The following is a 12,303-nucleotide window of genomic DNA, read 5'->3' as shown; positions in this document are numbered from 1 at the left end:
CGCCCGAGAGATCTACCAGGTCCTGACCACACCCAGCACCACACCAATCACCGCCGAGCAGCTCACCACCGCTGCTTGACATCCATAAGAGCATCACCCGGTCCGCTCCCGGCGCCCCGGTCCGCTCCCGGCGGATCGGGGCGTTCGGGCGTTCCCGTCGGCCCGGGGCGCCGGGGCGTCGCGGGCGGGTGTGCTCCAGGCAGGGGAACCGCGGCGTGGGGTCGTGCCGCCGGGCGGAGCGGTGTAGGAGCGTGGCGGGGAGCCCGGCCACCCGGCGGACGGGGCGGTGGCGCCCCGCGCCGGGGCGGCGGGCGAACCCCGAAGGAGGACCCCGATGTCGGAAGGCCGACAGCTGGCCGGGACCGGACTCGGCACGATCAGCATGCTCGGAGTCGCGTTGACCGAGAAGTGGCTGCTGCTGGTGTCGCTGTCCCTGGTCGCGGCCGGGGTGCTCGCGCTGCGGTTGGCGTGGCGCCGGGGCCGGAGCCTGCGGGACTGAGCGGGCGGGCCTCCGGTGGCACGCATCCATCCGGCGTCGGCCCTGCCGCGCCGCGTCCTGGCGGCCGTGGGCCTGACCGTGCTGGCCGGGGCGTACCTGCTGGTGCGCCGGGTCGAGGCGGTGTCCGGCCCGCCCGGCGGGGCGGCCCCCGCGTTCGGCACGCTCTACACCGCGATGTTCGGCTGGCTCGCCTGGCGGACGGTGCTGGCGTACTGCGAGCGCCCGCACCGCGCCGACCCCGCCGGGCAGGCCGCGCTGGACCGCGCGCACGTCGCGGTCCTGGTGCCGGTCTTCAACGAGGACCCGGGCTGGCTGCGGCGCTGCCTGGCCTCGCTGCTGGCGCAGAGCCGCCCGCCCGACGCCGTGCACGTGGTCGACGACGGCAGCAAGGTCGACTACCGGCGCGAACGGGAGTGGTTCCGGGCGGCCTGCCGGGACGCGGGCGTGGCGGTGAGCTGGCAGCGCACCCCCAACCGGGGCAAGCGCGCGGCCCAGCTCCTCGCCGCCGGACGGGCCCCGGAGGCGGACTTCTTCCTCACCATCGACTCGGACACCGACCTGGACACCGAGGCCGTCGCCGAGCTGCTGCAGCCCTTCGCGGACCCGCGGGTCCAGTCGGTGGCCGGGGTGGTGCTGGCCGCCAACGCGGACGAGAACCTGCTGACCCGCTGCACCGACCTCTACATGACCGTCTGGCAGCTCAACGAGCGCTCCGCCCAGTCCGTGCTGGGCTCGGTCCTGGTCAACACCGGCGTGCTGGCCGCGTACCGGGCGGCGGTGGTCCGCGAGCACGCCCGCGCCTACCTGGGCGAGACCTTCCTGGGCCGCCCCGTGGTCTTCTCCGACGACTCGATGCTGACGCTGTTCGCCAAACTGCGCGGCCGCACGGTGCAGCAGCCCAGCGCCCTCGGGCTCGCCGCGATGCCCCAGACGCTCGACCACCACCTGCGCCAGCAGCTGCGCTGGATGCGCGGCTCCGCGATCCGCACCTGCTGGCGCCTGCGCTACCTGCCGCTGACCGGCTACGCGTTCTGGCTGCAGGCCGCGCACCTGTTCACCGCCGCCACCGGCGGCGTCCTGTTCCTGTGGCTGTTCCTGTGGCAGCCGTTCACGGTCGGCGTGCCGCTGTGGCTGCTCCTCGTGGTGCCGACCGTCATCTCCTACGTCGAGGCGCTGCGCTACCTCACCGTCCGCCGGCACGGCCACCCGCTCCGCCGCCAACTGGCGGTCCTCGCCCTCGCCCCGCTGACCCTGCTGTGGGGGATGACCGTCCTGCGGGCGCTCAAGTGGTACGGGGCCCTGACCTGCGCGCGCACCGGCTGGGGCACCCGCCAGGACGTCGAACTGGCCCTGCCCGTTCCCCCGGCCGACCACTGAGCCCTGGCATACGCTGGACCGCTGTGGACTGGTCGGAGCGGGTGTCGAAGCTGAGACGGTGGACGAGCAGCGGTGTCCGAGCACCGCACAAACCACTGCTGCTGCTGTACGCGCTGGGCAGCTACCAGCGGGACGCCGACGCCGAGTTGCGGTACAGCGCGGTCGAGGGGGAGCTGAATCGGCTGCTGGAGGAGTACGGGCCGTCCCGTCCGACCACCCCCGCCTACCCCTTCCACCACCTGGTCAGCGACGGCGTCTGGGAGGTCAGGACCGACCGGGGACCCGGGAGCCCCGGGAGCGGTGTGGGCGTCCTGCGCTCCAGCGGCGCGACCGGGAGGCTCGCACCGGAGCTGCGGGCCGCGCTGCGGAAGGAGCCCGCGCTGCTGGGACGGCTGGCGCGGGTGCTGCTGGACTTCCACTTCCCGCCGTCGCTGCACACCGACCTGTGCGAGGCCGTCGGGCTCGACCTGGAGCTGGCCGACACCGAGGACGTGCGGGGCGGTGTTCCAGGTGGGCGGGAGCGGGCGGTGCGGCGGCAGCGGGACCGGCGGATGCGTGAACTCGTGCTCACCGCCTACGAGTTCCAGTGCGCGTTCTGCGGCTACGACGGGATGCTGGGTACGAGCGCGGTCGGGCTGGAGGCCGCGCACGTGCGGTGGTGGTCCTACGACGGGCCGGACGAGGTCGACAACGGCCTGTGCCTGTGCTCCCTGCATCACAAGCTCTTCGACAAGGGCGTGCTGGGCCTGGGGGAGGGGCACCGCGTCCTGGTTTCCCGGCACTTCGTCGGCCGCAGCGAGGCCAGCCGGCAGCAGGTGCTCGCCCTGACCGGACAGCCGGTCACCGGCCCGCAGCCGGGCATTTCCCCGGTCGCCGACCGGCACCGGGAATGGCACGCCGCACAGGTCTTCCGCGGCGAGCCCCGACCGTACCCGGCCCCGTTGACCACCGGCTGACCGCCGACGGTCGGCGGGCGACGGACGGAGCTCAGCCGCGGTGGGCCTTCCCCGCCTCGATCCGGCCCGCCTCGGTCCGCTCCGCCCGCTGCCCGCCGACCAGTTCGCGCAGTTTGGCCCGGGTCTCCGGGTCCGTCGAGTAGACGACCGTGCCGATCATGCCGCGGGTGAGCAGCACCTTGTAGGTGTTCCGGATCAGGCGGTCGAGGTCGGTGTCGCTGATGGAGCGGCGGAGTGCGGGGTCCTGGGAGGAGGCCCGGTCGGCGACCCAGCGGTCGGTCCGCCAGACCAGGTCCGGCCCGAGGATGACGCCGTTCCAGTCGTACTCGAAACCCTGGGCGGTGTACACACAGCCGACCTGGCCGAAGCCGGCCGGGTCGGTGGCCCACAGCGCGGCCGGGGGCGCACCGGCGACCGAGCGGTCGCCGTAGACGTTCCACGGGCGGGCCCAGTCGCCGATCCGCACGTCGAGCGGGAGCGGTTCGCCCGGGGCGACCTTGGTGGTCCACTTCCAGCAGAACCCGGCCGTCATGCGGGCGCCGTAGCCCTCCGCGTGCCGGGCTTCGAGGAACGCCTCCAACTCCTGCGGGGTGTCCACGACCTCCAGGGCGACCTTGCCGTCGGGCTCCCAGTCGACGGGCCCGCCGGGCTCCAGACCGAGTAGGCGCACCACCCAGCGCAGGTAGGCGTCGCTGCCGCCGACGCGGAACTGGGTGTCCAGTTCGATCACCCGGCACTCCAGGCCCTTCACCGCGGCGGCGGCCCTGATCTGCGCCACGGTGCCCAGCTCACCCGGCCGGACCGCCTGGCCCTCGTCCAGCAGGAACACCGGCACCCGGGCGGCGTCGATCAACTCCTCGATCTGCGGCTTGCCGGTGCGCTGGTCGGCCCGGGTGTAGCGGTTCGCCGAGGTCTCCCGGATCCGGTGGGCCTCGTCGCAGATCAGCACGTCGATCCCGTTGCGCTCGGCGGTCATGAAGCTGTTGAAGTACTTGAACAGGTCCTGGACCTGGCGCTTCCGGGCCCCGGCGACCCGGCGCATCGTGGTGGTGAACGAGCTGGACCCGGTCGCGTGGAAGGCCGTGATGCCGCGCCGGTACAGCTCGCCCAGCAGGGACAGCGCGATCACGCTCTTCCCGGTGCCCGGACCGCCCGTGACGACGACCACCTGCTTGCGATCGGCCTGCTGCGCCCGGAGCACCGCCCGCAGCACCACCTCGTAGGCGACCCGCTGCTCGTCCAGCAGGACGAACTGCTCGCGCTCGCGGACCTCTTCGGCGGCGACCGCCATCAACTGCTTGGACGGGGCGACCTTGCCCGCGAGCAACTGGTCCGCCGCCTCCGTGCCGGGAACCGGCTCCAACTTCGAGCGCAGGTACGCGACGAACTCCCCGCGGCGCTCGGCGGTGAACAGCCGGCCGTACTCGTCCTGCGGCGCCTCGTAGAGGGCCTGGACCCCGTGCTCCGTCGCGTTGTACAGGAAGGCCGCGCCGGACACCCGCTCCGGGTGGTCGGCGAGCGCCCCGTTGGAGGAGACCAGGTAGTCGCAGTAGCCGCGGACCTGCTCGATCGGGTTCAGCACCGGCCGGGTGTACGCGTCGACGCGGCACAGCAGCGGCTCGCCGTCCTCCGCGAGCGCGCTGCTCCACGCCTTGAGCTCCACCACCACGTAGGACGGATCGCCCGTGACCGGATGGACCCCGGCCAAGACGAGGTCGGCCGCCCGGCTGGTCAGGGGCAGACCGTACTCGACCAGCGCCTCGACCTGGCCGAGACCGGCCTCCAGGAGCAGGCCCAGCATCCCGGGGAGCCCGAGCTCCCACAAGCGCTGGTGGGCCGGGGCCGGCCGGAACCCGTGGAGGTGCAGGAAGTTCTGCGCCAACGTCGGCGGGAGGGTTCCGGAGAGGGCGTGTGCGGCCAGGAGGGACACGGGACCGCGGTGCAGCATCTCTCTCCTCCTCGCTGCCGGGGTGGACTCCATGGGGCGACCGGCTATGAGACAGTAACAAAACAGACGGTGGGGAAAGCGGCCCCGCTCACTTGGGCAGGGCCTTGAGGATCTCGGGCCGGTCCTTGGGGTCGGAGCCGGCGAGCGCCGCGCTGGCGATCTGCCGGGTCGTCCGGGCCCGGACGACGGTGCAGACGGTGGTCGAGGCGGCGATGACGACGGAGCCGATGACGGAGCCGATGACGGAGTAGACGGACAGCACGGAAGTCCTTCTGGAGAGGCCGCGCAGGTCGGCGCGCAGGGGCGCCGAACGCGGGCAGTGCACGATGCCGGATAGCCGGAGCCGACGTACGGACCTGGTCCGCAGCACGGCTCACCGCTCGAATGTCCTGGAAATCAGATGTCCCCGGAGGCCGGGGAAGGAACGCCTGCGGCTATGTCACACAGGGGACGGACGACGGGATCCGGCGGGGTGCGGCGCGTTCGGGCACAGCCGAAACGCTCGCGGGCACGCGCGAGGGCAGCATGGAGTAACTCCGTTACGGGTGGGGGCGTATCCAGACAGCGGAAGCCCGGCGGACCGTATGACTGTCGGACAGGGTAGCATGCCCCGACCGCACCGACCGGGCGGCCCCCCGCCGGTTGGTCCGACTGGAGTGCGGCGGTGCTTCTCCGCCCTCGGCGGGCGGGTGTGTCGGCGGCCTGATGTCCGCCAACTTCCTTATTTATGAAGTTGATTGATGATCCATCAGGATCATTGGCCTTTTCTCGGGGAGTTCCCGCCGACGGGGCATGGGCGGGGTACGGGGGGACAGGAATCGACGGGACCCGATCGTCCTGGTGATCTCTGGAGGACCACGTGCGCAAGAGATGGACCGTCGCCGCCGTCGGCGCCCTGAGCCTGCTGTTGACCGTTCCCGCTTCGGCGTCCGGGTTCCACCCGGGCGCGGACGGCCTGGGGGACCCGTACTACCCGACGCTCGGCAACGCCGGCTACCGGGTCTCGCACTACGACATCCGGCTCGACTACCGGCCCGCCACCGACGAGTTGGCGGGTACCACCATCATCCGGGCCACCACCACCCAGGACCTCTCGCGGTTCAACCTCGACTTCGCACTGAACGTCTCCGAGGTCCGGGTGGACGGGCGGCCCGCCGCCTTCGCCACCAGCGGCGACCAGGAGCTGGAGGTCACCCCGGCCCGGCCGCTGGCCAGGGGCACGGAGATCACCGTGGTGGTGCGCTACGCGGACGTGCCGTCGACCGTGCAGAAGTACGGCGGCTACACCGCCTGGCGCCGCACCCCGGACGGCGCGGTGGTGGCGGGCGAACCGGTCTCGGCGGGCTGGTGGTTCCCCAGCAACGACCACCCGAGCGACAAGGCGAGCTTCGACGTCTCGGTGCGGGTGCCGGACGGCACCCAAGTGGTCAGCAACGGCGTGCTGACCGGCACCACCTCGCGGGGCGGCTGGACCCGCTACGACTGGCACGAGTCGAGACCGCAGGCCACCTACCTGGCCACCCTGGCGATCGGGAAGTTCGACGTCACCCGGGGTACCACGGCCGGCGGCGTCCCGGTCTGGAACGCCTACAGCAAGGACCTGGACGCGCAGACGGCCGCCAACGCCCGGGCCGGGGTGGAGCGCACCGGCGAACTGGTCGACTGGCTCAGCGGCTACCTCGGCCCGTACCCGTTCGACTCGGTCGGCGGCCTGGTGCCCGATGTCCCCAGTGGCGGCGCTCTGGAGACCCAGACCCGGCCCTTCTACGGGGCCGGGGTGTTCGCCCGCGGGGCCAACACCTCGACCGTCGTGCACGAGCTGGCCCACCAGTGGTTCGGCGACAGCGTCTCGCTCGCCCGGTGGAGCGACATCTGGCTGAACGAGGGCTTCGCCGAGTACGCGCAGTTCCTCTGGTCCGAGCACGAGGACCGGGGCACCGCGCAGGAGCTCGCCGACTACGTCTACGCCGCCTACCCGGCCGACGACCCGTTCTGGAGCGTCGCGCCGGGCGACCCCGGGGACGAGAATCAGCTCTCCGACGCCGTCTACCTGCGCGGCGCGGTCGCCCTCCAGGCGTTGCGCAACGCCGTCGGGGACGGGACGTTCTTCCGGATCCTGAAGGGCTGGGCCGCCGAGCACCGCTACGGCAACGCCACCGTCCGGGACTTCCTGGCGTACGCGCAACGGCTCTCCGGCTGCGACCTCGGCGACCTGTTCACCACCTGGCTGTTCACCCCGGCCAAGCCCGCCACCGGGCCGGTCCCGAACGGCGCGGCGGCGAGCGCGGCCGGCGTGGCCGCGGACCGGGGGACGACGGAACCGGCGTCCTGGCGGGAGGTCCGGGAGGCCTGGGAGAGCGCCACCCTCCACCGGGGGTAGGTGCTCGGCGTCCGTTGCCCGGGGACCCCGCCGGGGTCCCCGGACGGCGGCGGGGGTCAGATGGTGCCCTGCCAGCAGTGCGGGCCGAGGAAGGTCTTGATGTCGGAGGCGAGGCCGTTGTCGGGGTTCACGGTGAAGCCGAGTTCGTACAGGGTGTTCTTGTCCCAGCCGGTGGTGAGCAGGCGGATCGGGACGTCGCCGGGGTGGGCCTGGAGGGTGGCCTTGAGTTCGGCGACCACGTCGGGGGTGAGGCGGCCGACGGGGGCGGTGATCTGGACGGGGGGCTTGGTGCCGAGTTCGGCGGAGGACATGTCCAGGGTGGTGATCTCCTGGCCGAAGATGCTCAGCGTGCCGTCCCGGTCGTTGAGCCGGCCGCGGACGGCGATCACGTTGTCCTCGACCATCTGGGCGGACATCAGCTGGTAGGCGGCGGGGAAGAAGAGCACCTCGATCGAGCCGTCGCGGTCGGCCAGGGTGATGATCGCCCAGGCGTTGCCGGCCTTGTTGATCCGGCGGTCGACGCCGGTGATCAGGCCGGAGAGCCGGACCTCGCCCTCGGTGCGCCCGGAGTTCAGCAGGTCGACGAGCGAGACGTCGCGGTTCTTGGTGAGGATGTGCTCGGCGCCGTCCAGCGGGTGGCTGGAGACGTACAGGCCGAGCATCTCCCGTTCCAGGCCCAGGAGTTGCTTGCGCGGCCATTCGCGGTCGGTGAGCTGGAAGTCCAGGCCGATGGCGGGGGTGTCGTCGCCGCCGAGCATCGCGAACAGGTCGTCCTGGCCGATCGCCTGCTGCTTCTTGACGCCGGTGACGGCGTCGATGGCGCTCTCGTGGACGGTGCTGAGCGAGAGCCGGGTGTGGCCGAGCGAGTCGAAGGCGCCGGCCTTGACCAGCGAGTCGACGGTGCGCTTGTTGCAGACCACCAGCTCGACCTTGTCGAGGAAGTCGGCGAAGGAGGTGTACTTGCCCTTCGCCTCCCGGGTGGCGACCAGCGACTCGATCACCGGGACGCCGACGTTGCGCACCGCCTTGAGGCCGAAGCGGACGTCGCTGCCGACGGCGGTGAAGTCGACGACGGACTCGTTGACGTCGGGGGAGAGGATCCGGATGCCCATCGCCCGGCACTCGGCCAGGTAGATCGCCATCTTGTCCTTGTCGTCGGCGACCGAGGTGAGCAGGGCGGCCATGTACTCGGCGGGGTAGTTCGCCTTCAGGTAGGCGGTCTGGTACGAGACCAGGCCGTACGCGGCCGAGTGCGACTTGTTGAAGGCGTAGCCGGCGAACGGGACCAGCACGTCCCAGACCGCCTGGATCGCCTCGTCCGAGTAGCCGCGCTCCTTGCAGCCCGCGTGGAAGGGCACGAACTCCTTCTCCAGCACCTCTTTCTTCTTCTTGCCCATCGCGCGGCGCAGCAGGTCGGCCTGGCCGAGCGAGTAGCCGGCCAGCACCTGGGCGGCGCGCTGCACCTGCTCCTGGTAGACGATCAGGCCGTAGGTGGGGCCGAGGACCTCCTTGAGCGGTTCCTCCAGCTCGGGGTGGATCGGGATGATCTCCTGCTGGCCGTTCTTGCGCAGCGCGTAGTTGGTGTGCGAGTTCATGCCCATCGGGCCGGGCCGGTACAGCGCCGAGACGGCGGAGATGTCGGCGAACTCGGTGGGCTTCATCAGGCGCAGCAGGGCGCGCATCGGGCCGCCGTCGAGCTGGAAGACGCCGAGGGTGTCGCCGCGGGCGAGCAGCTGGTAGGTGGTGGGGTCGTCGATCGGGATGCTGTCGATGTCGACGTCGACGCCCCGGTTGGCCTTCACGATCTTGATGCAGTGGTCGATGATGCCCAGGTTCCGCAGACCCAGGAAGTCCATCTTGATCAGGCCCATGGCTTCGCACGACGGGTAGTCGAAGCCGGTGATGATGGTGCCGTCCTTGTCCCGCATGTGCAGCGGGATCAGTTCGAGCAGCGGCGTGGAGGAGAGGATCACCGCGGCCGCGTGCACGCCGGTGCCGCGGATCAGGCCCTCGATGCCGAGGCCGGTGTCGATGATCTTCTTGACGTCCGGCTCGTTCTCGTACAGCGAGCGGATCTCGGTGCCCTCGTTGTACCGGGGGTGCTTCTCGTTGAACAGGTCGGCCAGCGGGACGCCCTTGCCCATCACGTCCGGCGGCATCGCCTTGGTGATCCGGTCGCCCATCGAGAACGGGTAGCCGAGGATCCGGTTGGCGTCCTTCACGGCCGCCTTGGCCTTGATGGTGCCGAAGGTGTTGACCTGCGCGGTGTACGCGGAGCCGTACTTGTCGGTGACGTACCGCACCATCTGGTCGCGCTGGCGGTCGTCGAAGTCGATGTCGACGTCCGGCGGGTTGATGCGCTCCGGGTTGAGGAAGCGCTCGAACAGCAGGTCGTGCTCCAGCGGGTCGAGCTGGGTGATGCCGGTCAGGTAGGACACCATCGAGCCGGCCGCCGAGCCGCGGCCCGGGCCGACCGGGATGCCGTTGTCGCGCCCGTACTGGCAGATGTCGGCGACCACGAGGAAGTAGGCGTCGAACCCCATCGGGGTGATCACGCCCATCTCCAGCTCGACCCGGTCCAGCACCTCCTGGCTCGGGTTGTCGCCGTAGCGGTGCTTCAGGCCGGCCGCGATCTTCTTGCGCAGGAAGGACGCCTGGGTCTCGCCCTCGGGCACGTCGAACTGCGGCATCCGGTCGACGTAGGTGAAGACCTCCTGGTACGACTCGATCCGCTCGGCGATGGCGAGGGTGTTGTCGCACGCCTCCGGGAGCTCGCGGAACAGCTCGCGCATCTCCTCGGCGGTCTTCACGTAGTAGCCCGAGCCGTTGAACTTGAACCGGTTCGGGTCGTCCTTGTTCTTGCCCACGCCGACGCAGAGCAGGCTGTCGTGCGCATCCGCCTGGTCGGCGGTCACGTAGTGCGAGTCGTTGGTGGCCAGCAGCGGGATGTTCAGCTGCTTGGCCAGGCGCAGCAGGTCGGCGCGCACGTCCTGCTCGATGGACAGGCCGTGGTCCATCAGCTCCAGGAAGTAGTTCTCCTTGCCGAAGATGTCCTGGTACGCGGCCGCCGCCTTCACCGCCTCCTCGTACTGGCCCAGCCGCAGCCGGGTCTGCACCTCCCCGGACGGGCAGCCGGTGGTGGCGATGATGCCGGTGGCGTTGGCGGCGATCAGCTCCCGGTCCATCCGGGGCTTCATGTAGTAGCCCTCCATCGACGCCAGCGAGGAGAGCTTGAACAGGTTGCGCAGCCCGGTCGCGTTCTGCGCCCACATCGTCATGTGGGTGTAGCGGCCGCCGCCGGAGACGTCCTTGCCGCCCTCGCCGTCCGAACCGGTCGGACGCTGCCCGCCCGGCGACCAGAACACCTGCTTCTTCAGGAACCGCGAACCCGGGGCCACGTACGCCTCGATGCCGATGATCGGCTTCACCGAACTCTTCGCGGCCGCGTGGAAGAACTCGTACGCGCCGAACATGTTTCCGTGGTCGCTCATCGCGATGGCGGGCATGCCCTGTCTCTCCGCCTCCGCGAAGAGCTTCCCGTTCTTCGCGGCGCCGTCCAGCATCGAGTACTCGGTGTGGACGTGCAGGTGGGCGAAGCTGTCGGCCACGGCGCTGTGCTCCTCGGGTGGGCGTGCGGAAGGACTCCCCACCCTAATGCGGCCGGGCCGTCCCGCCGCGCCCGATCGGCGGATCGCCGCCCGGTCCGCTTGTACCTTTCACGGTCGCGGACGCGGTCCGTTTACACCCCCCGACCGGCCGGTTACTTTGGGGCTCCGGAGCGCGCCCGGTCCCCACGCATGGCATGCACATGGCTTTTCCCAGTCAGACGGCCCGCCCGGCCGGGACGGCACGGGCGGGCCCCCTCCACCGAGGTGGTGAAACCCCCATGACCCGACGCAAGACCTCCTCGATCCTCGCCGCCGTCGCGACCGCGGTGGCGACGCTCTGCGCCCTGCTGATCGGCCAGCCGCCGGCCCAGGCGCACGGCGTGGCGATGGTCCCCGGCTCGCGCACCTACCTGTGCTACCAGGACGGCCTCACCGGCACCGGATCGCTCAACCCCACCAACCCGGCCTGCCAGGCCGCCGTCGCGCAGGGCGGCACCACGCCGCTCTACAACTGGTTCGCCGTGCTCGACTCCAACGCGGGCGGCCGCGGCCAGGGCTACGTGCCGGACGGCACCCTGTGCAGCGCCGGCAACAAGTCGCCGTACGACTTCGCCGCCTACAACGCGGCCCGCGACGACTGGCCCAAGACGCACCTCACCTCCGGCGCCACGATCGAGGTCGACTACTCGAACTGGGCCGCGCACCCCGGCGAGTTCCGGATCTACCTGACCAAGCAGGGCTGGTCCCCGACCACCCCGCTGGCCTGGGCCGACCTCAACCTGCTGACCACCGTCGCCAACCCGGCCCAGGTGGGCAGCCCCGGCGCCGACGGCGGGCACTACTACTGGAACCTCGCCCTGCCGTCCGGGCGCAGCGGGGCCGCCCTGATGTTCATCCAGTGGGTGCGCTCGGACAGCCAGGAGAACTTCTTCTCCTGCTCGGACGTCGTCTTCGACGGCGGCCACGGCGAGGTGACCGGCATCCACCAGCCCGGCACCTCGTCGTCCCCGAGCGCGAGCACGAGCGCCAGCGCTTCGCCGTCCCCGAGCGCCAGCGCCAGTGCCAGCGCTTCGTCGTCCCCGTCCCCGAGCGCGAGCGCCAGCGCTTCGCCGTCCCCGAGCCCGTCGTCCAGCGGCAGCCCGATGCCCGGCAGCGGGTGCATGGCCACGTACAGCGTGGCCGGCTCGTGGGGCGGGGGCTTCCAGGCGTCGGTCGAGGTGATGAACCACAACGCGACGCCGATCAGCTCCTGGACGCTGAGCTGGCAGACCGGGGCCGGCACCACGATCACCAGCCTGTGGAACGGGGTGCTGACCACCTCGGGCAGCACGGTGACCGTGCGCAACGCGGCCTACAACGGCACCATCGGCGCGAACTCCAGCACCATCCTCGGCTTCACCGCCAACTCCACCGGCAACAACTTCCCGACCGGCTCCATCTCCTGCACCGCCTCGTGACACCCGGGGCCCCGGACCCGCGCCAGGGTCCGGGGCCCGCACGGCCCGCAATCGGCAACTGACCGACACAGTAGGGAG

General features: G+C 71.3%; 8 protein-coding genes. 5 read left to right on the top strand and 3 right to left on the bottom strand.

The genetic code is table 11. From position 1 onward, the window contains the following. Positions 1–334 precede the first annotated feature (334 nt). Genes ACWEO5_RS11775 through ACWEO5_RS11765 form a run of 3 tightly spaced genes read left to right on the top strand, consistent with a single transcriptional unit; the run spans position 335 to position 2,832 of the window. Positions 335–499, top strand: coding sequence for a hypothetical protein (locus ACWEO5_RS11775; RefSeq protein ID WP_452162255.1), 165 nt, complete (start codon positions 335–337; stop codon positions 497–499). A 15-nt stretch (positions 500–514) separates the two neighbouring features. Then, a complete protein-coding gene (locus tag ACWEO5_RS11770; RefSeq protein ID WP_452162254.1) occupies positions 515–1,876 on the top strand; it encodes a glycosyltransferase in 1,362 nt (453 codons plus the stop codon). Between the two features lie 23 nt (positions 1,877–1,899). Then, positions 1,900–2,832, top strand: a complete 933-nt coding sequence (locus ACWEO5_RS11765; protein ID WP_452162253.1) for a phosphorothioated DNA-binding restriction endonuclease — start codon at positions 1,900–1,902, stop codon at positions 2,830–2,832. A gap of 31 nt (positions 2,833–2,863) precedes the next feature. On the opposite strand, the gene ACWEO5_RS11760 is transcribed toward ACWEO5_RS11765, so the two are convergent. Beyond that, positions 2,864–4,780, bottom strand: coding sequence for a DNA/RNA helicase domain-containing protein (locus ACWEO5_RS11760; RefSeq protein ID WP_452162252.1), 1,917 nt, complete (start codon positions 4,778–4,780; stop codon positions 2,864–2,866). An 88-nt stretch (positions 4,781–4,868) separates the two neighbouring features. Then, a complete protein-coding gene (locus tag ACWEO5_RS11755; RefSeq protein ID WP_452162251.1) occupies positions 4,869–5,042 on the bottom strand; it encodes a hypothetical protein in 174 nt (57 codons plus the stop codon). A 597-nt stretch (positions 5,043–5,639) separates the two neighbouring features. Here ACWEO5_RS11755 and ACWEO5_RS11750 point away from each other — a divergent pair. Next, the gene (locus ACWEO5_RS11750) at positions 5,640–7,160 is read left to right on the top strand and encodes a M1 family metallopeptidase (protein ID WP_452162250.1); all 1,521 of its coding nucleotides are present in this window, start codon (positions 5,640–5,642) and stop codon (positions 7,158–7,160) included. Between the two features lie 56 nt (positions 7,161–7,216). Here ACWEO5_RS11750 and dnaE read toward each other — a convergent pair whose 3' ends face one another. Continuing rightward, complete coding sequence (gene dnaE, locus ACWEO5_RS11745) at positions 7,217–10,768, bottom strand: DNA polymerase III subunit alpha (RefSeq protein WP_452162249.1); 3,552 nt, start codon at positions 10,766–10,768, stop codon at positions 7,217–7,219. A 278-nt stretch (positions 10,769–11,046) separates the two neighbouring features. On the opposite strand from dnaE, the gene ACWEO5_RS11740 reads away from it, so the two are divergent. Next, entirely contained in the window at positions 11,047–12,225 is a 1,179-nt protein-coding gene (locus ACWEO5_RS11740) for a lytic polysaccharide monooxygenase (RefSeq protein WP_452162248.1), read from the top strand. Positions 12,226–12,303 lie beyond the last annotated feature (78 nt).

Source organism: Kitasatospora sp. NPDC004272 (assembly GCF_053603035.1).
Note: the sequence above shows the minus strand (reverse complement) of the source record. Positions and strands in the feature narration are given on the sequence as shown.

What these genes read in the sequence shown, in the direction of transcription:
- ACWEO5_RS11740 (WP_452162248.1), top strand. Translation starts at nt 11,047, where the DNA reads ATGACCCGACGCAAGACCTCCTCGATCCTCGCCGCCGTCGCGACCGCG.
- ACWEO5_RS11775 (WP_452162255.1), top strand. Translation starts at nt 335, where the DNA reads ATGTCGGAAGGCCGACAGCTGGCCGGGACCGGACTCGGCACGATCAGC.
- ACWEO5_RS11760 (WP_452162252.1), bottom strand. Translation starts at nt 4,780, where the DNA reads ATGCTGCACCGCGGTCCCGTGTCCCTCCTGGCCGCACACGCCCTCTCC.